At 73.3% G+C, this 22,402-nt stretch carries 23 protein-coding genes; 11 read left to right on the plus strand and 12 right to left on the minus strand.

Annotated features, from left to right (window positions below):
- Positions 1 to 108 precede the first annotated feature (108 nt).
- The gene (locus K6U79_05925) at positions 109 to 1,593 is read left to right on the plus strand and encodes an aldehyde dehydrogenase family protein (GenBank protein MCL6521899.1); all 1,485 of its coding nucleotides are present in this window, start codon (positions 109 to 111) and stop codon (positions 1,591 to 1,593) included.
- 97 nt (positions 1,594 to 1,690) lie between these two features.
- Here the strand turns inward: K6U79_05925 and K6U79_05930 are convergent, their stop codons facing one another.
- On the minus strand, positions 1,691 to 2,527 hold the full coding sequence (locus tag K6U79_05930) for a M55 family metallopeptidase (GenBank protein MCL6521900.1): 837 nt from the start codon (positions 2,525 to 2,527) through the stop codon (positions 1,691 to 1,693).
- A 271-nt stretch (positions 2,528 to 2,798) separates the two neighbouring features.
- Between K6U79_05930 and K6U79_05935 the strand changes: the two genes are divergently transcribed.
- The gene (locus K6U79_05935; GenBank protein MCL6521901.1) at positions 2,799 to 3,863 is read left to right on the plus strand and encodes a polysaccharide deacetylase family protein; all 1,065 of its coding nucleotides are present in this window, start codon (positions 2,799 to 2,801) and stop codon (positions 3,861 to 3,863) included.
- Positions 3,864 to 3,944: 81 nt separating this feature from the next.
- Here the strand turns inward: K6U79_05935 and K6U79_05940 are convergent, their stop codons facing one another.
- On the minus strand, positions 3,945 to 4,871 hold the full coding sequence (locus tag K6U79_05940) for an acetamidase/formamidase family protein (protein ID MCL6521902.1): 927 nt from the start codon (positions 4,869 to 4,871) through the stop codon (positions 3,945 to 3,947).
- A 191-nt stretch (positions 4,872 to 5,062) separates the two neighbouring features.
- Here K6U79_05940 and K6U79_05945 point away from each other — a divergent pair, with 191 nt between their 5' ends.
- Entirely contained in the window at positions 5,063 to 5,659 is a 597-nt protein-coding gene (locus K6U79_05945) for a phosphatase PAP2 family protein (GenBank protein MCL6521903.1), read from the plus strand.
- A 251-nt stretch (positions 5,660 to 5,910) separates the two neighbouring features.
- Positions 5,911 to 6,693 carry an aldo/keto reductase gene (locus K6U79_05950; GenBank protein ID MCL6521904.1) on the plus strand — a complete coding sequence of 261 codons (783 nt, stop codon included), beginning with the start codon at positions 5,911 to 5,913 and terminating at the stop codon, positions 6,691 to 6,693.
- 202 nt (positions 6,694 to 6,895) lie between these two features.
- Here K6U79_05950 and K6U79_05955 read toward each other — a convergent pair whose 3' ends face one another.
- From K6U79_05955 to K6U79_05980, 6 genes are all read right to left on the minus strand, one after another.
- The gene (locus K6U79_05955) at positions 6,896 to 7,861 is read right to left on the minus strand and encodes a trypsin-like peptidase domain-containing protein (GenBank protein MCL6521905.1); all 966 of its coding nucleotides are present in this window, start codon (positions 7,859 to 7,861) and stop codon (positions 6,896 to 6,898) included.
- Between the two features lie 184 nt (positions 7,862 to 8,045).
- Positions 8,046 to 9,311, minus strand: coding sequence for an IS607 family element transposase accessory protein TnpB (tnpB, locus tag K6U79_05960; GenBank protein ID MCL6521906.1), 1,266 nt, complete (start codon positions 9,309 to 9,311; stop codon positions 8,046 to 8,048).
- Complete coding sequence (locus K6U79_05965) at positions 9,308 to 9,871, minus strand: IS607 family transposase (GenBank protein MCL6521907.1); 564 nt, start codon at positions 9,869 to 9,871, stop codon at positions 9,308 to 9,310. Before K6U79_05965 ends, tnpB begins: the two co-directional genes overlap by 4 nt.
- A gap of 191 nt (positions 9,872 to 10,062) precedes the next feature.
- Positions 10,063 to 10,467: a hypothetical protein gene (locus K6U79_05970; GenBank protein MCL6521908.1), complete on the minus strand. Its 405-nt coding sequence runs from the start codon at positions 10,465 to 10,467 to the stop codon at positions 10,063 to 10,065.
- Positions 10,468 to 10,616: 149 nt separating this feature from the next.
- Positions 10,617 to 12,077, minus strand: coding sequence for a HAMP domain-containing protein (locus K6U79_05975; protein MCL6521909.1), 1,461 nt, complete (start codon positions 12,075 to 12,077; stop codon positions 10,617 to 10,619).
- Positions 12,067 to 12,753, minus strand: a complete 687-nt coding sequence (locus tag K6U79_05980; protein MCL6521910.1) for a response regulator transcription factor — start codon at positions 12,751 to 12,753, stop codon at positions 12,067 to 12,069. Before K6U79_05980 ends, K6U79_05975 begins: the two co-directional genes overlap by 11 nt.
- Positions 12,754 to 12,936: 183 nt before the next feature.
- On the opposite strand from K6U79_05980, the gene asnB reads away from it, so the two are divergent.
- Both asnB and K6U79_05990 read left to right on the plus strand, forming a co-directional pair.
- Positions 12,937 to 14,211 (plus strand): asparagine synthase (glutamine-hydrolyzing), encoded by a 1,275-nt coding sequence (asnB, locus tag K6U79_05985; GenBank protein MCL6521911.1) that lies wholly within the window; start codon positions 12,937 to 12,939, stop codon positions 14,209 to 14,211.
- A gap of 84 nt (positions 14,212 to 14,295) precedes the next feature.
- Entirely contained in the window at positions 14,296 to 14,898 is a 603-nt protein-coding gene (locus K6U79_05990; protein ID MCL6521912.1) for an asparagine synthase C-terminal domain-containing protein, read from the plus strand.
- Positions 14,899 to 15,310: 412 nt separating this feature from the next.
- On the opposite strand, the gene K6U79_05995 is transcribed toward K6U79_05990, so the two are convergent.
- Both K6U79_05995 and K6U79_06000 read right to left on the minus strand, forming a co-directional pair.
- Positions 15,311 to 15,637 carry a hypothetical protein gene (locus K6U79_05995; protein MCL6521913.1) on the minus strand — a complete coding sequence of 109 codons (327 nt, stop codon included), beginning with the start codon at positions 15,635 to 15,637 and terminating at the stop codon, positions 15,311 to 15,313.
- An 11-nt stretch (positions 15,638 to 15,648) separates the two neighbouring features.
- Positions 15,649 to 15,855 (minus strand): hypothetical protein, encoded by a 207-nt coding sequence (locus K6U79_06000; GenBank protein ID MCL6521914.1) that lies wholly within the window; start codon positions 15,853 to 15,855, stop codon positions 15,649 to 15,651.
- A 230-nt stretch (positions 15,856 to 16,085) separates the two neighbouring features.
- Here K6U79_06000 and K6U79_06005 point away from each other — a divergent pair, with 230 nt between their 5' ends.
- From K6U79_06005 to K6U79_06015, 3 genes are all read left to right on the plus strand, one after another.
- Positions 16,086 to 16,286, plus strand: coding sequence for a hypothetical protein (locus K6U79_06005; GenBank protein MCL6521915.1), 201 nt, complete (start codon positions 16,086 to 16,088; stop codon positions 16,284 to 16,286).
- A 647-nt stretch (positions 16,287 to 16,933) separates the two neighbouring features.
- The gene (locus K6U79_06010; protein MCL6521916.1) at positions 16,934 to 17,557 is read left to right on the plus strand and encodes a M48 family metallopeptidase; all 624 of its coding nucleotides are present in this window, start codon (positions 16,934 to 16,936) and stop codon (positions 17,555 to 17,557) included.
- Between the two features lie 62 nt (positions 17,558 to 17,619).
- The gene (locus K6U79_06015) at positions 17,620 to 18,477 is read left to right on the plus strand and encodes a Cof-type HAD-IIB family hydrolase (GenBank protein ID MCL6521917.1); all 858 of its coding nucleotides are present in this window, start codon (positions 17,620 to 17,622) and stop codon (positions 18,475 to 18,477) included.
- A 161-nt stretch (positions 18,478 to 18,638) separates the two neighbouring features.
- Here K6U79_06015 and K6U79_06020 read toward each other — a convergent pair whose 3' ends face one another.
- Both K6U79_06020 and K6U79_06025 read right to left on the minus strand, forming a co-directional pair.
- The gene (locus tag K6U79_06020) at positions 18,639 to 18,863 is read right to left on the minus strand and encodes a type II toxin-antitoxin system HicA family toxin (protein MCL6521918.1); all 225 of its coding nucleotides are present in this window, start codon (positions 18,861 to 18,863) and stop codon (positions 18,639 to 18,641) included.
- Positions 18,864 to 19,070 carry a type II toxin-antitoxin system HicB family antitoxin gene (locus K6U79_06025; GenBank protein ID MCL6521919.1) on the minus strand — a complete coding sequence of 69 codons (207 nt, stop codon included), beginning with the start codon at positions 19,068 to 19,070 and terminating at the stop codon, positions 18,864 to 18,866.
- A gap of 384 nt (positions 19,071 to 19,454) precedes the next feature.
- Between K6U79_06025 and K6U79_06030 the strand changes: the two genes are divergently transcribed.
- Together K6U79_06030 and K6U79_06035 are read left to right on the plus strand one after the other, a co-directional pair.
- Positions 19,455 to 20,486 (plus strand): hypothetical protein, encoded by a 1,032-nt coding sequence (locus tag K6U79_06030; GenBank protein MCL6521920.1) that lies wholly within the window; start codon positions 19,455 to 19,457, stop codon positions 20,484 to 20,486.
- Positions 20,487 to 20,737: 251 nt separating this feature from the next.
- Positions 20,738 to 22,294, plus strand: coding sequence for an acyl-CoA synthetase (locus K6U79_06035; protein ID MCL6521921.1), 1,557 nt, complete (start codon positions 20,738 to 20,740; stop codon positions 22,292 to 22,294).
- Positions 22,295 to 22,402: the final 108 nt, after the last annotated feature.

Consider the following 22,402-nt stretch of genomic DNA (forward strand, 5'->3'; position numbering starts at 1 on the left):
CTCCCCCGGGTGCTTCCGCCCGCCCGTCCCGGGCGGCAGAATGACGCCAGGGCGGCCGGACCGCGGTCCGGCCGCCCGCGCAAGCAGGGGAGAGGAGGTCGGTCGACCATGGCGGCTTCAGGCGGGAGCGCCGAGGCCAGGGCTGCGGCGCAGGCGGCGACGGAGGCCGTGCCGGAGTACGGCTTCTTCATCGGCGGGCGCTGGGAGGCGGCGGTCGAGACCATGCCGGTGAAGCACAAGTACACCGGCGAGACGCTGGCGCGGGTGGGCGTGGCCAGCCGGGAGGACGTCCGCCGCGCGGTCGACGCGGCCGAGCGAGCCTTCCGCGAGCAGCGGCCGAGCCCGCGCGAGCGGGCGGCCTGGCTTTTGCGGACGGCCGAGCTGATCGAGGCGCACCGCGAGGAGCTGGGCCGGCTCATCGCCCGCGAGGCGGGGAAGCCGCTGAAGGAGGCGCTGACCGAGGCGGGTCGGGCCGTCAACACCTTCACCGTGGCGGCGGAGGAAGCCAAGCGCATCGCCGGCGAGCTGGTCCCCATCGAGGCCGACCCGGGCTCCGAGGGGCGCTTCGCCTTCGCCATGCGCGTCCCCATCGGCGTGGTGGCGGCCATCAGCCCCTTCAACTTCCCGCTCAACCTGGTGGCGCACAAGGTGGCGCCCGCGCTGGCGGCGGGCGACACGGTGGTGCTCAAGCCGGCCAGCGCCACGCCGCTGACGGCCATCCGCCTGGTGGAGCTGCTGAGCGAGGCGGGCGTCCCCGCCGGCCGCATCAACCTGGTCACCGGTCCCGGCTCGCCGGTGGGCGACTACCTGGTGGCCGACCCGCGCCCGGCGCTGGTCACCTTCACCGGCAGCGCCGCCGTCGGCGAGCAGATCAAGGCGCGGAGCGGGCTCAAGCGGGTGACGCTGGAGCTGGGGAACAACTCGCCCAACATCGTCCACGGCGACGCCGACCTCGACCTGGCGGCCGACCGGCTGGCCCGCCAGGCCTTCCTGAGCGCGGGGCAGAAGTGCATCTCCGTGCAGCGGATCTACGTCCAGCGGCCGGTGCTGGAACCCTTCCTGGAGCGGCTCGAGCGCGTCACCGCCCAGCTGGTGGTGGGCGACCCGGAGGATCCGGCCACCGACGTGGGGCCGATGATCAGCGAGCGCGAGGCGGAGCGGGTGGAGGGCTGGATCCGCGAGGCGGTGGAGGCGGGCGCGCGCGTCCTGGCCGGCGGGCGCCGCCGGGGGGCGCTCCTGGAGCCCACCATCCTCCTCGACGTGACGCCGGAGATGAAGGTGGTCTGCATGGAGGCCTTCGCCCCCATCGTCACCGTCACGCCCTACGACACCCTGGACGAGGCGCTCCGCTACGCCAACGACACGCCCTACGGCCTGCAGGCGGGCATCTTCACGTCGAGCCTGGAGGTGGCCATGCGCGCCGCGCGCGAGCTGGAGTTCGGCGGCGTCATCGTCAACGACTCCTCGGCCTACCGCGCCGATCTGATGCCGTACGGCGGCGTCAAGGGCAGCGGCATCGGCCGCGAGGGGCCGCGCTACGCGATGCAGGAGATGACCGAGCTGCGCACGGTGGTCTTCCACCTGCCGAAGTGAGCCCCGGCGGGCGGCGGCGCCGCGGCGGCCGCGGAGCCGATCCGGGGCGCCGTGCGCCGCCGCCGCGGGGGCCGGGGGAGGGCGGGCCGCCCGCCCCTCAGCCGATCTCCAGGAGCAGCGAGAGGATGCGCGTCAGCGTGGCGAAGTCGGGCGCCTCCCAGGCGACGGAGCGGTCGCCGGTCCGCTCGGCTAGCGGCATCCAGCTGGCCACCGTGGCCATGTCCGTCTGCTGGAACTCCACCTCCAGGCGGTGGAGCGGCCGGCCGTCCGGCGCGGTGCGGAAGGGCGCCGGGCGGTAGGGGCGGTAGCGCCCGAGCTCGCCCAGGGCGCGGCGGACGGCCTCGCGGATGCGCTCCGCCGCCACGGCGGGCGGCAGCACCCGCGCCACCTCCCGGTCGAGGCCCCGCTTCACCACCACCGTCTCCACCGGATCGAGGAAGGCCTTCACCTGGTGCGCCAGCTTGTCGTCGCCGCTGACCACCGGGACCGGCACGCCGAACTCGCCGGCCAGGGCGGCGTTCAGCTCCGCCTCGGTGGCGCGGCGACCGTCCAGGAGGACGTGGTGGAAGCGGCGGCCGGACATGGTGTGGTCGAGGACCGCCGCCGCCGTACCGCCCATGGCGTGGTAGCCGATGAAGAGGGCCGCGTCCCAGCCCTCCTGGATGCCCTCCATCATGGCCAGCGGCTTGAGGCTGCCGCGGATCACCTCGGCGCGCGGGTCCAGCTCCTCCAGGATCAGGTTGAGCATGCCGTCGTGCGAGTCGTTGACCAGCACCTCCGTCGCCCCCGCGTCGAAGGCGCCGAGGACGGCGGCGTTGGCGTCGGCGGTCATCCAGCGGCGGGCCTGCTCGTAGTGGCGCGCGCCCGGCTCGACGTCGTGGTGCGAGGCGACGCCGGAGGCGCCCTCCATGTCGACGGAGACGAAGACCTTCACGCTCTCCTTCCTTTCCGCCCGTGGTCCGGCCCCGGGGAGGAGCGCCCGGCCGCCCGCGGCGGCGCGCGAGGAAGCCCTCCCGGCTCCGGCCCTCCCCTCTTCGACCGGCTCCCTCCCCGCCTCCTGCCCCCGCGCCCCACCGTCCCGCGCGCGACGGTGCCCCGCGCTCCCCGCCCGCACGGACGCCGCGCGCATGGAGCGATTTCCATGGACCGGCGCCGCTTCCGCCTGAGAGAATGGACTTGCACCCGGAGGCAAGGAGGTCTCTCGCATGCGCCGCCCGCTGGCGGGCCTCCCCGGCCGGAACCCGGCCCTCCTCGTTCTCGCCCTCGCCGCCCTCGTCGCGCTCTCCCCGGCGGCGGCCGGCTGCGCCCGCTCCGCGCCCCCCGAGGCCTCGGGCGGCGCGGGGAAGGCGGTGCCGAGCGGCCCCTCCCGGCCGGCCGGGGCGGCGGAGCCGGCGGAGACGGCGGCGCCCCCCGCCGGCGGCGCCACCTCCCCGGGGACGGGCGCCCCGGCGGCGACGCCGGGGGGGACGGGCGGCACGGGCGGCACGGGCGAGGTGCAGACCCCCGGGAGCGGCCCCGCAGGAGCCGCTCCGCCCGATGGCCCCTCCCCGGCCACGGGGACGACGCAGCCGCCCGCCGCGCCGCTCGACGGGACGCGGCTCAGCTGGTACTTCACGCCCGGACAGGCCGGCGAGGCGCCCTCCTTCGGCCGGCGCGAGCAGGCACTGGCCGACCGCTACGCCGCCATCTACCTCGGGCCCACCGACCGGCCCGTCGTCTACCTCACCTTCGACGAGGGCTACGAGGCGGGCACCACCCCCGCCATCCTCGACACGCTCAAGGCCCACGGCGTCCGCGCCGCCTTCTTCATCACCGGCTCCTACCTGGAGCGGGAGCCGGAGCTGGTGGCGCGCATGCTGCGCGAGGGCCACGTGGTGGGCAACCATACGCTGAGCCACCCCAGCCTGCCGGCGCTCGCCGACGAGGAGGCGGCGGCGGAGATCCGCGGCCTGGAGACGGCCTTCCGCCAGCGCTTCGGGCAGAGGATGCGCTTCCTGCGGCCGCCCATGGGCGAGTTCAGCGAGCGGACGCTGGCCGTGGCGCGGCAGCTGGGCTACCGGGCGGTCTTCTGGAGCTTCGCCTACCGCGACTGGGAGACGGACCGCCAGCCCACGCCCGAGGAAGCCTTCCGCACGGTCACCTCCGCCGTCCACCCCGGCGCCGTCCTCCTCCTCCACGCGGTCTCCAGCGCCAACGCCCAGGCGCTGGACCGCATCCTGAGCGAGCTGGAGGCCCGCGGCTACACCTTCGGCAGCCTGGAGGAGCTCTGAGGCGGAGCGCGGGCGGCTGAGCCCGCGCCGCCCGCCGCCTTTCCGCCGGCCGGGCCGGCCGTGGCGCCGGCCGGCCGCCGCCTAGCGCCGCCCGAAGATGGAGAGCGGCAGGTAGGCCGAGACCACCCAGTTGGGCTGGTCGACCACCTCGGAGATCTTCAGGTCGACGGTGACGCTGGCGAGGACGTAGGCGTCGACGGGCTCGATCCGGTATTCGCGCGCGACGTGGTCGACCATGGCGCGCACCGCTTCCTTGGCCGCCTCCATCAGGTCGGGGCCGACGCCGGTGGTGACGAAGTAGCGCTCGTCGGGCGCGCGCAGCGGTGCCGAGACCTCGAACTGCGGGCCGGGGATGCGGCGCCCCTTGTGCAGGCGGAAGCGGAAGGCGCCCACCAGCGGCCCCTCCATGGCCGAGACGCAGACCTCGCCGTCGCCCTGGGCGTTGTGCGGGTCGCCCACGCTGAAGAGGGCGCCCGGCACCTGCACCGGCAGGTAGAGACGGCTGCCCACGGTCAGGTCGCGGATGTCCAGGTTCCCGCCGAAGTGGCCCGGCGGCATGATGGGCAGCGGCTCGGCGGTGTCGGGCGAGACGCCCATGGTGCCGCAGAAGGGCCTGAGCGGGATCTCCGCCACGTCCAGGAAGCGCGCGCTCCGCCCGTTGCTCGTATCCCAGATGTAGAGGTGCGCCTCCTGGAAGTCCTCGGCCAGGAGGCCGAAGCCGGGGATCGTCCCCGTCCAGGCCCAGCCCCGCGTATGCAGGTCCAGCACCTCGATCTCCAGCGTGTCGCCCGGCTCGGCGCCGCGGACGGCCAGCGGCCCGGCCAGCGCGTAGACGCGATCCCAGTCGAGCCTCCCCAGCACCTCGGCGGTGGAGTCGGGGCCGATCTGCCCGTCGGTCACGTCGCGCAGGTCGTAGACCACCACGTCGCCGGGATCGATGGTCAGCACCGGCTCCAGCCTCTTGTCCCAGCGGAAGTGGACGCGGTCGGGAAAGTAGCGTCTCGCCACGGGGCGATTCCTCCTCGGAAACGGCGCGCCAGGCTCGCCTGCGGCCGGTTTCCGGCCCTATTGGCGCGCGCCGCCCGAACTCCTGCCGGCCGCCGCGCGGTTTGGGGCGCGGGCCGTGGCGCGGTAGACTGGCGGGCGTACGCGAGCGCTCGCGGGGGAGGACCCGCGGGCGTCGGGAGGTGAGGCTTCCGGTGCACGGTCTGGACGGGGCGATCCTCCTGGCCGTCCACGGCCTGGCGGGCCGCTCCGCGCTGCTGGACGCGGCAGGAAGCTGGCTGGGCCAGTACGGTCCGGTCCTCTACGCGCCGCTCCTGCTCGTCGCCTGGTTCGCCTATCCGCTCGCCGGGGCGGAGGAGACGGCGCGCCGCCGCCGCCTGCTCCTGGCGGCGGCCGCGGGGGCGCTGGCGCTTGTGCTGAACGTGGTCGTGGGGGCTGCCTGGTACCGGCCGCGCCCCTTCGTGGTGGCACCGGCGCTGATCCACCCGCTGGTCCGCCACGCGGCAGACAGCTCCTTCCCCAGCGACCACGCCTCGCTCAGCTTCGCCGTGGCGCTGGCGCTCTACGCCCTGCCCGCGCGGCCGCGCGGCCTGGCGCCGCTGGCCCTGGCGCTGGCCGTCCTGATCGGTCTGGCGCGGCTCTTCCTGGGCGTCCACTGGCCCAGCGACATCCTCGGCAGCCTGGGCGTGGCGCTCGTCAGCGCGGTGGCGGTGCGCGGCCTGGAGCCGGCGCTCGCGGCCCCGGCCGACTTCGTCGCCCGGCGGCTGCCGCCGCGGCCGGCGGGGCCATAAGGCGAGGCGAGGCGGGCTCGCACTGGGGTCTCGCACCGGCGTCCCGCGCGCGACCCTTCCGGAAGGCGGTGCACGAAGCGCCATCATGATGGCGGTTCTGCCAGCATGCTGGCAAAGCCGGAACCGCCTCCCGGGAGGACCCCCGCCGCGCCCGCGAGAGGCGCGGCGCCGCCGACTCTGCCCGACATGAGGAGGAAGGCCGTTTGATCCGAAGCATCGCAGAGCGGACCCGGCTGGCCAACGGCATCGAGATGCCCTGGCTCGGCCTGGGCGTCTACCGGGCCGAGGAAGGCCCGGAGGTGGAAGAGGCGGTGCGCGTGGCGCTGGAGCTAGGCTACCGCGCCGTCGACACCGCCTCCATGTACCGCAACGAGAGCGGGGTGGGCCGGGCGCTGCACGCCTCGGGCCTCCCGCGCGAGGAAGTCTTCCTGACGACCAAGGTCTGGAACTCGGAGCAGGGCTACGACTCCACGCTGCGCGCCTTCGAGGCGAGCCTCAAACGCCTCGGCGTCGACTACGTCGACCTCTACCTGATCCACTGGCCCGTCCCGGGCCGCTACAAGGAGACCTGGCGCGCCCTGGAGCGCCTCTACCGGGAGGGGCGGGCGCGGGCGATCGGCGTCTCGAACTTCCAGATCCACCACCTGGAGGATCTCCTCGCCGGCGCCGAAGTGGCGCCCATGGTCAACCAGGTGGAGTGCCACCCGCGCCTCCAGCAGCGCGAGCTGCTGGACTTCTGCCGCGCGCACGCCATCCAGCTGGAGGCCTGGGCGCCGCTGATGCGCGGCCGGCTCTCCGACGAGCCGACCCTCCGCCGCATCGCCGCCGCCCGCGGTAAGACGCCGGCGCAGGTGATGCTGCGCTGGAACCTGCAGCGCGGTGTCGTCGTCATCCCCAAGTCGGTCCGCCGCGAGCGGATCGAGGAGAACGCCGGCATCTTCGACTTCGAGCTCTCGGAGCAGGAGATGGAGGCGCTGGCCTCCCTGGAGCGCGGCGAGCGGATCGGACCCGACCCGGACCACGTGGACTTCTGAGTTTCTACGTTTCGGAGAGGCGCCTCGCGCGGGGGTTCGCCGGCGGCGCCTCCGCCTGGCAACGGGCGGATGTCAGGAACAGGTTGCTATGTTCCTGGCAACGGTGCACGGACCGCCATCATGGTGGCCAAAGTCCCATCATGATAGCATCCCGTGCCGTGCCTTCCGGGAGACCCCCTGCGGCGCGGCTATCCCGCGCCCGTCAGCGCGGCACGAAGGGCAGCTCGGCCACGCGCACCTCGCTCCGCACGGGCACGCCGTGGCGGAGCAGGGAGAGCGCCAGCCGCTCGCCCGGGCGCCGGCCGGCGAGGTGCGCGCGGATCTCGGCGGCCGACGCCACCGCCTGCCCGTCCACGGCGTAGATGAGGTCGCCCGGCTGGAGGCCGGCCGCCTCGGCGGGGCTTCCTGGCGCCACGGAGAGCACCTGGGCGCCGCGGTGCGCCGGCAGATCCAGGGCGCGGGCCAGGGAGGGGGGGAGGACCGCTTCCTCCGCCTCGAGGCCGAGCCAGAGGTGCGAGGCGCGCCCCTCGCGCACGAGCTGCTCCGCCAGGGGCAGGGCGATGTCCGCGGGGATGGCGAAGCCCAGCCCCTGCCCCGCCGCGAGGACGGCGGTGTTGATGCCGACCACGCGCCCGTCCAGCGTCGCCAGCGCGCCGCCCGAGTTGCCCGGGTTGATGGCGGCGTCGGTCTGCAGGAGGCCGTCCAGCACCACACCCGGGGCGACGGGCAGCGAGCGCCCGCTGGCGCTGAGCACGCCCGCCGTCACCGTCCAGGAGAGGCCGAAGGGGTTGCCCACGGCGATCACCAGCCGCCCGGGGCGGAGGCGCGCGGCGGAGGCGAACTCCGCCGTCGGCAGCGGCTCGAGGAGGCCCTCCAGGCGGACCACGGCCAGGTCGTAGAGCGGGTCGGCGCCCGCCACCCGGCCCAGGAAGCCCTGCCCGTCGTACGTCTTCACCTCGAGCGCGCGGGCGCCGTCCACTACGTGCGCGTTGGTCAGCACCAGCCCGGGCTGCCGCCAGAGGACGCCCGAGCCGAGGCCCTGGCCGCCGCGCCCGCGGGCGCCGGCGAGGCGGCTCTGGATCTGGACGACGGCGGGGCCGACCCGTTCGGCGGCGCCGCTGATCGCCCGGGAGAGGTCGTCCGGATCGGGTTCGCGCAGTGCGGGCACCCGGGGTCACCTCCTTCTGTACCAAGCTGGTGAGCCCATCCTGGACCCACGCGGGGTAAAAGTCAAGAAAGATCAGACAAGGCCAGATCAGTCCGTTGCGGGAGGACTTTGCCAGGGGAACCGTTGCCGAGAACATCGAAATCTGTTCCCGACATCCGCCCGTTGCCGGGCGGAGGCGCCGGTCTTACGCGCTTTCGCGCCGCCGGCTTCCCGCTTCCTCCGGGACCGCCTGCGCTGGCGCAGGTCTTACACCCCGTCCACGGGCGTTTTGCGTCTCCGGGCCACTCCCGGCGACGGCGGTCACAAGGGCCGCAAGATTCCGCGCCGCGTTCTCGTCCCGGTCCAGGGCGAGACCGCAGGCATCGCACCGGAACGTCCGCTCCCACAGCGGCAGGCTTTCCTTCACCGCACCGCAACAGGAGCACGTCTTGCTGCTCGGGTAGAACGTGTTCGCGGTCTCCAGGCGCGACCCGTACCAGACGCTCTTGTACGCGAGCTGGCGTCGCAGCTCCGCCATCGCCGTGTCGGCTGCCGACCGCGCCAGATGGCGGTTCCGCAGCATCCCGGCCACGTTCAGCGTCTCGACCACCACGGTCCCGTAAGTGCGGGCAAGCCGGGCGGTGAGCTTGTGCATGGCGTCCCGGCGGATGCGGGAGACGCGGGCGTGAAAGCGGGCGAGCTTCCTCCGCGTCTCCTCCCGGTTTTTGCTCCCCGGTCTCCGCCGAGCCAGCTCCCGGTTCAGCCGGGCGAGCTTCCTGAGCGCCTTCTCCAGCGGCCGCGGGTTCGGCACCTTCTGCCCGGTGGAGAGGACGGCCAGGTGGCGGATCCCCGCGTCCACCCCGACGACGGCGTCCGGCCACTTGGGCTGACCTGGAGATCGCTCCACCTCGCAGGTGAAGCTCACGAACCACCGCCCGCCCTCTCGGGAGACGGTGGCGCGCAGGATGCGGGCCTCCCCCGCCTCGACCCTCGCCAGGAGCGCCGCCGTCGGCTCGTGCGTCCGCACTCGGCCGATCCTGGGCAGGACGACGTGGCTTTTGTCATCCACCCGGATCGCGCCGGTGGTGAAGCCGACCGACTCCCGGCCACGGCTCTTCTTTCGGAAGCGGGGGAAGCCCACCCTGCGACCCTTCCGCCGTCGCTTCCGGCTCTCCGACCACGCCCGGAGCGCCCTCGCCAGGCCCTCGAGCCCCGAGGAGTACGCCTCCTTCGAGTTCTCCCGCCACCAGGGGGCGACGGCCTCCTTCTGCCGGTTCCACTCCCGGCGGAGGGCCGGAAGCGTCCACGGCACCTCCACGTCCTCGCCCCGGCGGCGGGCCTCCAGGCGCTCCTTCACGAGAGCAAGGCCCCAGTTGAAGACAAAGCGCCGCGCGCCGGCGTGCGACGCCAGCGCCCGGGCCGCGCGAGGAGAAGGATCCAGCGCGAAGCGGTACGCCTGGAGCACCCTCATGACTCGCAGGCCGCAGCCACGGCCTTCTCCGCCCGGTGGCGGGCCGAGCGGCGGCCGTAGAGCCGGGCACAGAAACTAGTCAGCACGTCGATCATGTCCTGCATGAGGTCGTCTTTCCTCTCGTCCGGCTCCATCACGATCAGCCGCCGCCCCGACGCGGCCAGCGCGGCCTCGATGGCCTCCGACCCGAACCTGGCGAGCCTGTCCCGGTGCTCCACCACGATGGCCCCGTACTCGGGCGAGCGCAGTACGCCCAGAAGCCCCTTCCGGTGCCCGTCCAGCCCGCTTCCCACTTCGGCGACCACCTTCGCCACCCGGATCCCCTGCTCGGCGGCGAAGGCGGCCAGCCGCGCCACCTGGCGGTCCAGGTCCGCCTTCTGGTCGGCGGACGAGACGCGGGCGTAGAGCACCGCGCCCCTCTCCTCCCGGTTCGGCATGTCGACCAGAATCGTGCCGGTCGGAAGCTGCCGGGCCGGAACCGGCAGGACGCCCTTCTTGAACCAGAGCCAGGCCGTCTTGTAGGAGACCCCGTTGCGCCTCGCCCATTCGGAGAGCTTCATGGGAACAGAATATCACAAAACAGGAGATAGCTTGATCAATGCGCCAACAGTTGCAAACCCTCCGGAGGAGGGAGCAGGCCGAGTAGAGTCGTTCGCACGTCCGCGCCACGACGCGGAAGGGCCGAGGCCCGGGAGGGATCCCAGGCCCCGGCGACGCGTTCGGTCAGCCCCCATCCGATCTTCGCGCCCGGTCAGTGCTGGCCCTGCTGCTCGAGCTGAACGTTGTCGTGGTCGGCCTCGGTTGCGGGGGCCTCTTCGACCTCGGCGGCGCCGGCCTTCTCAGGCGTCTCCTGCGCGAGCTCGCGGTCGGTGCCCCCGGGCTCCGTCGCGTCAGCGCCGCCGCCCTGCGGGCCGACCTGCTGCTCGATCTGCTGCTCGACCTGCTGGCCGACCTGCGGGCCGGCGCTCTCCTGGATTTGGGTCGAGGAGCCGGCGGGTGGCACGACGCTTGGTGCAGCCGGCGCGGCGGCGGCCTGCGCCGCCGTCGACGAAGGGGGGACGGTGACGGCCGACGCCTTGGCCACCAGGGCTCCGCCGCCGGTCAGACCGGCGACGAGCAGAGCGGCTGCGCCCACCCGGATCCAGCGCTTGACCAATAGAAACCACTCCTTTCCAGCGGGTTCAGTCGATCCGGAAGCGGTCCGGCGTTCCCGCGGAGACCCTCTGGCCCTGGGCGCCCTCCGCTTCCCGAGTCGATCTTGGCGGCCTGGGATGAAGTGGGCGTGAGCCGGTCGTGAGATTTTTCTCAGCTTGGCCGGGTCGCACGCCTGCCACCTCGGGGAAGGCGAGGGCTTGCCTCTCGCGGCGGTTCCTGGAGGGGGAGGCGCAGAGTGAAAGTGGTCCCGCGGCCGACGGCCGTCTCCACTTCGACGCTGCCGCCCAGGATCTCGACTGCCTGCTGCACGATTGAAAGGCCCAGCCCCGCACCACCCGCAGGCCGCGTCGGGCTCGCCTCGACGTCCGCCTGGCGCCGGTTGTGGCCGCGGTAGAAGCGCTCGAAGATGTGGGGTCGGTCCTCCTCCGGAATGCCGACGCCCGTGTCGGCGACCGACAGCTCGGCTACCCCGCGTTCGCGGTCCACGCGGGTGGAGATCCGCACTTGGCCGCCACGGGGCGTGAAGTCGAGCGCGTTCTGCACCAGGTTGACCAGGGCCTGGGTGAGGGCGCTCTGGTCGCCGTGCAGGATCACCGGCTCGGGGGGCGTCTCCGCGCTCAGCCGGACACCGGCCTCGTCGGCCAACGGTTGGAAGGAGGCAGCCGTCCCCTCGACGAGGGCATTCAAGTCGATGGGCTCCTGGGCACCCTCCCTGTGCCTGGCGTCGCCGCGCACAAGTTCCAGCATCTGGGCCAGCATGACGCTCATGCGTTCGGACTCGCGCCGGATGACCTGGAGCGCCGACCGCCAGGCCTGCGGTTCGCGTTCGGCCAGGGCGGCCTCCGCCTGGGCCCGGACGACGGCCACGGGCGTGCGCAACTCGTGGGAGGCGTTGCTGGTGAACTGGCGCTGGCGGGTGAAGGACTCCTCCAGGCGGTCGAGCATCTCGTCCAACGTCGCCACCAGGCGCCCCAGCTCGTCCGACGCATGAGGAAGCCCGATCCGCTGCGAGAGGTCCCCCTCGCGGATCGCGCGAGCCGTGCGGATCACCCGATCGATGGGGGCGAGCGCCCGCCGGCTGAGCCAGTAGCCGCCCGCACCGGAGAAGACGAGCAGCACGGGCAGGGCGAGCGCCATCAGCCAAAGCAGGCGCTGAGCCGACTCTTCCGCGCTCTCCAGGGAGCGGAAGACCACCAGGGAGCCGATCGGGCGGCCGTCTTCCTCCAACGGGAGCCGGATGGCCATCCAGTCCTGTCCCTGCACCGAGTAGCGGACCGGACGCCGGGCGACCTCCTCGGCGGCTACGGGTACCGCCCACGCCGGCCCGTGGAGCGCGAGGCGCCGGCCGCCCGGGCCGTAGAGGGCGAAGTAGGCGTCGGGAGGAAGATCGCCCAGGTCCTGCGGGGGGAAGAGACGACCGTTCCGCACGTCCACCTGGGCCGCGATCTGGGTCGCCTCCGCCTGGAGCAGCGCCGCCCCCTCGGCGATGGCGCGGTTGAGCGTCTCCGCGTAGAGGAAGCCGCCAAAGGCGACCACGGTCACCGCCAGGAGGAGCGCATACCAGAGCGTCAGGCGGAGGCTGATGGGCAGGTGCCGGCGGCTACCGACCATCGGGCTGGCTCCGGAGCCGGTAGCCGACACCTCGGATCGTCTCGATCCGCCCCTGCTCGCCATGTTCACCCAGCTTCTTCCGCAGGTAGCCGACGTAGACATCGACGACATTGGACATGCCCGTGTAATCGTAATCCCAGACGTGCTCGGCGATCTGGGAGCGGGTCAGGACCCGATCCGGGTTCCTCAGGAAGTAGTGCAACAGGGCGAACTCCTTGGCGGTCAGGTAGAGGGGCTGGCCGTGGACCGTCACGTCTCGCCGGACGGTGTCGAGGCGGATGGGCCCCGCTTCCAGGACGAGGCTCCGCGGTCCGGCACCCTGCCGGCGGAGCAACGCCCGGATGCGCGCGAGGAGCTCCTCGAAGGCGAAGGGCTTGACCAGGTAGTCGTCCGCACCGGCGTCGAGCCCTTCCACGCGGTCCTCCAGCGCCCCCAGCGCCGTCAGGATCAGGACCGGCGTCTCCCGCCCCTGGCGGCGCAGGGTGCGCAGAACCTCGAGGCCGCTCAACCCCGGCAGGCGCAGGTCGAGGATGATTGCGTCGTAGTCGACGGTGGCCGTCGCGGCGAGCGCTTCCTCGCCGTCGGCCAGAGAGTCGACGCTGTACCCCGCCTCGCGCAGTCTCCGCCGGATGGCGTTCGCCAGATCGGCCTCGTCCTCCACGAGCAAGAGCCGCATGAGCGCCCCTCCCGTCCGACCCGTCTGCCCAGGAGCATCTTCGCGCTTGCTTCTGAAAAGCGGATGAGAACGGGGCGTGACTCCGGCGCCGGCGGCACGGGCGGCGGCCGTGAGCCGACCGTTCTCATGCCGTCTTCAGACAGGGGTGCTAGACTCTGGAACGTCTGCGAACCCGGAAGGAAGTTGCCCCCGGAAGGAGAGACGGCGGACCGACTTGTGCGGGATCGGCGCATGGCCCATCGCGGCCCGGACGAGGAGCGTCTCCACGGCGAGCCGGGCGTGGCGCTCGGCTTCGTCCGCCTCGCCATCGTCGACCTCGACGGCGGGCACCAGCCGCTGGCCAGCGAGGACGGTACGGTCCTGGTGCTGGCGAACGGCGAGATCTACAACCATCGCGAGCTGCGCCGCGAGCTCGAGGCGAGGGGCCACCGCTTCCGCTCGCGGACCGACGTCGAGGTGATCGTCCACCTCTACGAGGAGGAGGAGGTCAGCGCGCTCCGGCGCCTGCGCGGCATGTTCGCCCTCGCCGTCTGGGACCGGCGGAGGCGCCAGCTCCTCCTGGCGCGCGACCGGCTGGGGATCAAGCCGCTCTACTACACCGCCTCGCCGCAGCTCGGCTTCGCCTTCGCCTCGGAGATCCGGGCGCTCCTGGCGCTCCCGGGCGTCGAGGTCCGGCCGAACCTGGTCGCGCTGGACGACTACCTGGCCTACCGCTTCGTGCCCGGCGGCGAGACGTTCTTCGAAGGCATCCGGATCCTCGAACCGGGGCGCTTCCTGGTTGTCCGCGAGGGCCGGGCGCGGGAAGGCGTCTACTGGAGGCTGCCCGAGCCCTCCCGGGAGTTGCCGCCCGCGAAGCCGCTGGACCCCGCCTCCGAGCTCGTGTATGTAGCCGAGCTCGCGGCCGCGCTGGAGGAGTCGGTCGCCCTCCACCTGCAGGGCGACGTACCCGTCGGGCTCCTGCTCAGCGGCGGCCTCGACTCGGCGACGCTCCTCGCCCTGGCCGCGCCGCGGAACCGGCAGCCGCTCCACGCGTACTCCCTGGGCTTCGCGCGCAAGGGGGAGCCGCTCCCCGGCTTCTGGGAGCTGGAGGAAGCCCGGGAGCTCGCCCGCCGCTTCGGCACCCGCCACCACGAGATGGTGGTGGAGACGGCGACGCTGCCGGAGAGGCTCCCCGCTCTCGTCGAGGCGCTGGAGGAGCCGCTGGGTGACCCGACGATCTTCCCGCTGGAGCGGATCAGCGAGGAAGTCCACGCGCACGGCCGCGTCGTCCTCTCCGGCGAGGGCGCGGACGAGCTCTTCGGCGGCTACGCCGTCTACCAGGCGCCCGCCGCGCTCCCCCCGCTCACCCGCCTGCCCGCCCCGCTTCGCCGTCGCCTCGCGGCCTGGCTCGAGCGCCTGCCAGCGGGCCTTCCCGGGCGCAACTGGGTGTGGCGGGCACTCCTCCCGGTCGACGCCTGATACCGCTGCGTCGGCGGCACCTTCGCCCCCGCGGCGCGTGCGCGGCTCTACTCGCCGGCCTTCCGGGAACAGTTCGCCCGGGCGGTGCGGCAGGAAGCGGAGCCCGCCCCCCTCCTTGACCCCGTGGCGCGGATGCTCGAGCTGGACGTCGCCTGCATGCTCCCCAACGACACGCTGCTCAAGGCGGACAAGCTCTCCATGGCGCACTCGGTCGAGCTCCGCGTCCCCTTCCTGGACCACGCCGTGGTCGAGCTGGCCGCCCGCATCCTCAGCCGCCTCAAGGTCCGCCGCCGCGCGCTCAAGCACGTCCTGCGCCGGGCCGCGGCCCGCCTGCTGCCCGCTCCGCTCCTCGCGCGCAGGAAGCTCGGTTTCACCGCCCCCGTAGAGGCGCTGCTCCGCGACGAGCTGCGCCCGCTGGTCGAGGACCTGCTCCTCGACTGGCGCCTGGCCGAGCGCGGCCTCTTCGACCCGCGCGAGGTGGCTCGCCTCGTCCGGCGCGCCACCCGCCCCGTCGCCGGCTCCGCCTCCCGGGCCGACTCGCTGGCCGCGCGCCAGGTCTTCGCCCTCCTCATGCTGGAGCTCTGGTACCGGCGGTTCGTGGACCGGGGCGCGGCGGAGGGGGAGCAGGAGGCCGAGGCGCCGCCCCGGACGGTCGAAGGAGTGCCGGCGACGGCGGAGAACGCCTGAGCGTATGGCTGGTACTCCAGCAGCGGCCGTGCTGTGCCGGTCCCAGGCCGTCCGCGCACCCGTGCCGGGGCAGCGTGAACAGAGAGAGGCGCCGCCGCCAAGGGCAGCGTCTCCACGATGTGGCCGAACGGTTCCTGTCGGCCAAGCACCTTGCCTACCGCTGACTCGTAAGCCTCCTCCTGCTCCGGCGTACGGTGGGCGCCGCGTTCGTGCACTCCTTGCTCCCTTTCCCGGAAGCCGCTACGGAGACGAGCGCAAGGGCAAGGCCAAGACAGCCCTCGTGAACTTGCTTCCCGCGCTGCTCAAGGGCTGCGATGCTTCCCTTTACATCGAAGCCGCCCACATCCGTGGGGGCCCCTGTCCACACGTCTGCTGGCGGCTGCCTGGCCTCTCCTATGGGACGCAGCCCCTGTCAGACAGAGGCGGCGGCTTCCTCTGGGGCGACCTCCTCGACCTGGATCTCCACGAGGTCCAGCGGGTCACGGCGGCCGATCTTCCGCATGGCGCGCTGAAAGATCAAGCGAGCCTCCCTGAGGGCGACGTCGGCGTCTTCCGCCTCCACGTCGAACTTGGCGCCAAGGATCGGCGGGTCGAAATGGCCCCACGTCACGGGCCCGAGCGCCCGCCGCTCGCCCTCCAGAGCGGAGAGCAGCTGCGACGCCCACTCGGCTGCCTCCTCGCGGCTGCTTCCAGGCGGTGTCTCAAGCCGCGTGGTCAGATCGACCGAGAACTCGCGCATGGCTCCCCTCCTCACTTCTCCGGTGGCCATTTCAGGCCCGCCCGCCGTAACCGGGCCACGTTGTTCCGCCAAGCCCGCCAGTCGCTGGGCGTCTTGCCGATGACGACCGGCGGGAGGCTCTTGTCGGGCGGGTATACCTTGACGTGCTTGCCGCTGTCGTCAACCCGCCAGCCCTGGCGCTTGGCCTCTTCAATCAGTTCGTGTACTTCCCGGTCCATCCTACCGACTGCCCTCGCTCCGCGTTCAGCCTGATGACGATTGTTCGCGCCTGTTTACGTGTAGCGCAATGCAGAGGCGAACACCATGCCCGGTCGGCCGCGAATCAGGGTGCGGCTTCCGATTCTTCGGGCAGAACGCCGCCTGTCCCAGCTCCTTCTCGCGGAGCTGACGGGGCTGCGGACGGAGACGGTGTTGCCGCTCGAGCAAGGGCGACGCGCAGGGCATCCGGTTGGAGACCATGGCCCGGCTGCGCGCCGCCTTGGGATGCTCGCCCGGCGACCTGTTCGAGCCCTCCGACGGCGCTCGGGGCATCCCGGTCTTCGGCGGCGATGACGAGGACGACATCCTGCGCGAGCGGCTGAAGGAAGCTGCGGGAGGACTGGTGGACGGGCCGTCCTTCCTCCGGGCACGGATCGTTGGGCGCGCCTGACCGTGTACGGCTACGTCTTCACGCGATCCTCCGCCCTGCCAGGTGATAGCCGGCGTCTGGGCCGTGCTGGGCGCGGACCTGTGGCCGTCGGGCTCGGCGGCTGGCTCGGCATGAGGGAGCGGGAGCCGAGCCTGCGGCTCCTGGTCGTCGCCGTGACGCTCCTCGGCGCCATGCTGACGGCGGCGACCGCGCTGGCCATGGTCTGGATCGTGCCGCTCTGAGCCCAGGCCAGGGAGCGCGTGGACGGGCCGGTTCCACGTGAAGCAGCCGGGACGAGCCGGCCACTCCGAGGAACCTCGACAAGCGCCGTCGTGATGCCATGACTTGTCGTCCAGGAAACTCGTCGGAGCGAGTTGCTGGCAGCAGGGGATCCTGCGCCCCCTTCGGCGACGAACGCAGCACAGCGGTGGTAGCACGGTCTGTGAGAGTGCTCCCAGTTCCTCGAGGCAGCGGGGCCGGTGGGGGTGGAGGAGCGGTTGCGTCGACCGACGAAGGTACAGCACAACACCAGCCTCCGGGCCAACCGCGGTCTTGAACCGGAACCCTCCGAGTTCCGTGGGCGTTCGGGTTCACCAGTTACCTGCCATCCTTGGGCCTAGAAGGGAGGAAGGACCACGAGCCGCCGCACCCCCACCCGCAGCCGCGAACTGGTCCTCGACGTGGATGGAACCCGCCTGCACGTCCGCGTGGAGCGGAAGGCCGTCAAGAACGTCAACGCGCGCCTCGCGGGCAGCGAGCTCCGCGTCAGCGCGCCCGCCGCCCTTCCCGAGGACGTGCTCATGCGCGTGGTGCGCGACCTGGCGGAGAAGCTCCTCCGCCGGGTGGAGACGCGCCGCCTCAACGGCGAGGCGGATGGCCTGGCACTGGCGCGGCGCGTGGCCGCCCGCTTCCCGGAGCCGAGGCCCGCGGTCCGGCGCGTCCTCTTCGTCCGGACCCAGGCCGCCCGCTGGGGGAGCTACAGCGCCGCCACCGGCACCGTCCGTCTGCACGCGACGCTCCTGCGCATGCCGCGCTGGGTGCTGGAGTCGGTGGTGGCGCACGAGCTGGCGCACGCGATCCACCTCGACCACTCGCCCGCCTTCCACCGGCTGCTCGCGGGGGTCGACCCGAGGGCGGGGGAGGCCAGGGCCTTCCTGGCGGGGGTGAGCTGGCTCGCCCGCGCCTGGGGGAGCCTGCCCGCCGAGGAGCGGCGGCGGCTGGCGGGCGTGGCGCCCGGGGCAGAGGACGGTCGGGAGCCTTCCGGCGCCGGCGCCGATATGGGAGAATCCTGAGGCACGCGCCCGCCGCGGGCGGGCGACGACCGCCCAGCTTCCTTCGCAGCAGGTGTTGCCGCATGCGCATCCGCCTGATCGCCAGCGACGTCGACGGAACGCTCCTCGACGCCGACTCCCGCCTGCCGGAGTCCAACCGGCGTGCCGTCCGGGCGGCGCGCCGCGCCGGCTTGGCCGTCGTCCTCTGCACCGGCAAGAGCGACCACGCCATCCGCGGGCTGGTGGAGGAGCTGGGGCTTGCGGACCTCCCGCACGCCACCCTCAACGGAGGCTGCCTCTACCATCCCGCCCGGGACGAGCGGGAGGTGCTGCACGCCATCCCGCCCGGGGCGGCCTGGGCGACGGCGGCGCGGCTCGGCGCGGCGGGGCTGCCGGTCGCCTTCTACGCGCCCGCGCGCATCCTGGCGCTGGGCTTCGAGGGGACGGGCTTCGCCCGGCGGGTGGTGGAGATGGGCGAGCCCAAGCCGGAGCCCGTCGCCTCCGCGGAAGAAGCCCGCGCCGCGCTGGCCGGCGAGCCCTTGGTCAAGCTGCTGACGCTCCTCCCGGCCGGGGCGCCGGGCGCGGCGGCGCTGGAGCGGAGGCTGGCCGCCGGCGCCCCCGCGGGCGTCCGCTTCGTGCGCACCGGGCCGGAGTACTTCGAGGCCATCCCCGAGGGCGCCGGCAAGGGCGCCGCCCTGCGGCGCATCGCCGGCCTGCTGGGCGTGCGCCGCGAGGAGATCCTGGCCGTGGGCGACGCCGAGAGCGACCTCGCCCTCTTCGAGGCGGCCGGCCTGCGCGTGGCGGTGGCCAACGCCGCGCCGGAGGTGGCGCGGGCCGCCGACATGCGGGTGGCGGCCGCCGCGGAGGGTGGCGTGGCCGAGGCCATCCGCCGGCTGGCGCTGAGCGGGGATGCGGCGGGCGGGGTGGCGCCGGCCGGCTAGGGTGCTGGTGGACCGCCGGGCCGAACACCGGCTCGCCGTCGGCCGCGGTCGGAGAGGACGGATCCTCGCTCCCGGGCTGCTCTCGAGAAGAGGCGAACTCCCGGCGGTTCCTGGGCTATGCTTACGAAACTCGGCTCGGCGGCGCGGGAGTGTCGGCTCGTCTACTCGGAGAGGTCTTCCGGGCGGATCTGTGCCGTTCGCAGGATATGGTGCAGCGTTCCCGGCGGGATGACGCCGCGGGAATGCACCGGGAGGACAGCGTACCGGCCGGGATCGTCCCGGCAGCGCAGGATGAGGCGGGAGCCGCGCTGCCGGTCCTCGACGAAGCCGAGACGATGAAGCGCCCGGCGCAATTCAGAGGCTGTCAGTCGCGGCAGCGGTGGCACCTACACTTCCACCTCGGCGAGCGACTCCCTCCCAGCTGGGATGTCCAATCCATGCTCTTTGCGGTATTCGAGCGTGAGCTGGATCGCTTGCTTGATGTTTTCCAGCGCCTCGCCCTGTGTGCGCCCGGAGCTTGTACAGCCCGGCAGGCTCGGCACGTAGGCGAACCATTCGGAGTCCGAACGTTCCAGAACGACGACGTAGCGCATCGGCACCACCGGCTTTCATTCTATCCCTTCCGTCGCCCAGGGCACCGGGCGTGTGGCTGGAGCCGTCGGCAACCGGCCCGCCGTGGCCGACCGCGGCCACCGTCTCTGACCGGGATGACTGCAAACGCACTGGCCGGGGAAGTCCCGGAGCCGAAGCAACTGCCGCCATGCCGGGCCCCGCTTTGCGGAGGCCGGCCGTACCGGCAGAAAGGCACTTGCCCGGAAGCCGAGCGGCTCTTGCCACCCGCTGTTCCCTCGCTGCCCGCGTCCGCATGGCCGGCGCAGGGGAGGGCCGGCCGGCGCGGAATCGACTCCTGACAGGAGCGCCCGCCCGCAGGGGGCGCGGCCCCGGCCGGGCCGGGTCACGGGGGGAGGGTTCGGCCTATGGCCATCCGCTTCGAGCGGCGCGAGAAGGTGACGCGCTACCTGGACCCGCGGGAGGGCTACCGGGAGCGGGAGATCCGCACGGAGATGCGGCGCGACCCGCTGACGGGGAGGAGCGCGCGGGTCGCCCACTTCCTGGGGTTCGAGCTCAGGCCCTCCGACTTCGGGCCGGCGGCGGAGGCGACGCGGCCGCTCTGCCCCTTCTGCCCGGAGCGGGTGGCGGAGGTGACGCCCAAGTTCCCGCCGGACCTCCTGCCCGAGGGCAGGCTCGTCCGGGGCGAGGCGATCCTCTTCCCCAACCTCTCGCCCTACGACGAGCAGAGCGCGGTGGCGGTCCTCACCCGCGAGCACCACGTGCCGCTCGGCGGCTTCCGCGCGGAGCGGCTGGCGGACGGCTTCCTGGCCTGCGCCGAGTACTTTCGCCGCGCCCGCGGGGGGAGGGGGGAGGTCTACGGGCTCGTCAGCTGGAACTACATGCCGCCCTCGGGGAGCACGCAGATCCATCCGCACCTGCAGGCCTTCCTCACGGAGACGCCCGGCAACGCGCTGGAGCAGGAGCTGGAGGCCAGCCGGCGCTGGGCCGCTCCGGCGGGGCGGCCCTACTGGGCGGAGCTGGTGGAGGCCGAGGAGCGTCTGGGCGAGCGCTTCGTCGCCCGCGGGCGGGCGAGCGTCTGGCTGACCGCCTTCGTCTCGCAGGGCCCGCTCTCGGACCTGCTGGTGGTCTTCCCGGGGCGGTCGACGCTGGCGGAGCTGCCCGAGGAGGCCGTCGCCGAGCTGGCGGAGCGCCTGGTCCAGGCGCTCCGCTACCTGGCCGGGCGGGGCGTCTCCAGCTTCAATCTGGCCTTCTTCCCCGCCGCCGGGGAGCGGGACGACTTCTGGCTCCATCTGCGTCTCTCGCCGCGGCTCTACCTGGCGCCGCGCCTCGGCGCCAGCGACATCTCCAGCCTCCAGCACCTCTACCAGGAGCCGTACATGATCTGGACGCCCGAGGAGCTGGCCGCCGGCCTGCGCGGGGCGGTCCGGCCCACCTGAGCCCCCGGGCCGGCCGGGGTTCGTACGGCAGCCGTCCCGTCCGCGCCGCCTGCGCCGGGCTTCCGCCCCTGGCCGGCGCGCGGGGCCGGCCGCCCGTCCGGCAGGAACGGGCGGGAGGGAGGCGAAGGAGCCCGACCAAGCGTGAAAGGCCGTTTCACGCGCGGCAGGGCCGGCCAGGCGATCCCCGACGGGCGCCGGCGGCCGGCCGGCGAGGGGAGGGGGTTCCACTGGAAAGCCGGAGCAGCCCCGAGATCGGGCGCGCCATCCGCAACACCATCGGCGACGCCCTGCGCCGCTCGGCGAGGAGGTTCCCGGAGAAGGAGGCGCTCCGCTTCGGCGGGCGGAGCTGGAGCTACGCGGAGCTGGACGCGGCCGTCGATCGGCTGGCCGGCTACCTTCGCGGACGCGGCCTCGCCCGCGGCGACCGCCTGGCGGTCTACGCGCGCAACTCGGACACCTACGTCCTGGCCTGGCTCGCCTGCGCCCGGGCGGGCCTGGTGCACGTGCCCGTCAACTACATGCTGACCGGCGGCGAGCTCCTCTACATCCTGCGCCAGTCGCGGAGCCGCGGGCTCTACTACGACGCCGAGCTGGCGGCCAAGGCGGAGGAGGTGCGGGCGGAGGCCGGTGTCGAGATCGCCGGCCCCATGGAGGAGCTCCTCGAGGCCGCGCTGGAGGGGCGGTGGTCCGGCGGCGAACCGGACGACGGCGTGAGCGAGAGGGACGTGGTGCAGCTCCTCTACACCTCCGGCACCACGGCCGCGCCCAAGGGCGCCATGATGACCCACCGGGCGCTCCTGGCCGAGTACCTGAGCTGCATCGTCGAGCTCGACCTCAAGCCCGAGGACCGCACCCTGCACGCGCTGCCGCTCTACCACTCGGCCCAGATGCACGTCTTTCTGATGCCGGGGCTGCTGGTGGGAGGGACCAACCTGATCCTGCCCGCCCCCTCGCCCGAGCTCTGCCTGCCCCTGGTGGAGCGCGAGCGGATCACGTCGATGTTCGCGCCGCCCACGGTCTGGATCAACTTCCTGCGCCACCCGGAGTTCGACCGCCACGACCTGACCTCGCTGCGCAAGCTGTACTACGGCGCCTCCATCATGCCCGTCCCCGTGCTGGAGGAGCTGCGCCGCCGCCTGCCCGGCGCCGGGCCCTACAACTGCTACGGCCAGAGCGAGATCGCGCCGCTGGCCACCGTCCTCCACCCGGAGGAGCACGAGCGGCGCCCGGCCTCGGCGGGGCGGCCGGCCTTCCACGTGGAGACGCGCGTGGTGGACGAAGAGATGCGCGACCGGCCGCCGGGCGAGCTGGGCGAGATCGTCCACCGCTCGCCGCACCTGATGGTGGGCTACTGGGAGAAGCCCGAGGAGACCGAGGAAGCCTTCCGCGGCGGCTGGTTCCACTCCGGCGACCTGGGCTACCTGGACGAGGAGGGCTACCTCTACGTGGTCGACCGGGTGAAGGACGTCATCAACACCGGCGGCGTGCTGGTGGCCAGCCGCGAGGTGGAGGAAGCGCTCTACACCCACCCCGCCGTCTCCGAGGTGGCGGTCATCGCGCTTCCGGACCCCAAGTGGATCGAGGCGGTGACGGCGGTGGTGGTCCTGAAGCAGGGCGCCAGCGCCGGCGAGGAGGAGCTGATCGCCCACGCGCGGGCGCGCCTGGCGCCCTTCAAGGTTCCCAAGCGGGTGCTCTTCGTGGACGACCTGCCCCGCAACGCCTCGGGCAAGATCCTGAAGCGCGAGCTGCGCGACCGCTTCGCCGCGGCGGCGACGCAGGCGGGCACCGGGGAGGGGGCGGCCGTCTGAGGGGGGCGGCGGGCGGACGCCTCAGAGTAGCGCCGCGAAGAGCCCCAGCGGGTCGAAGGCGCGGGCGACGCGCTCCTCCAGCGCGGCGCGGGCGGGGTCGGGGGGCAC

Source organism: Bacillota bacterium (assembly GCA_023511835.1).
In the GTDB taxonomy this organism is placed as follows: Bacteria; Bacillota; Sulfobacillia; order JAIMAT01; family JAIMAT01; genus JAIMAT01.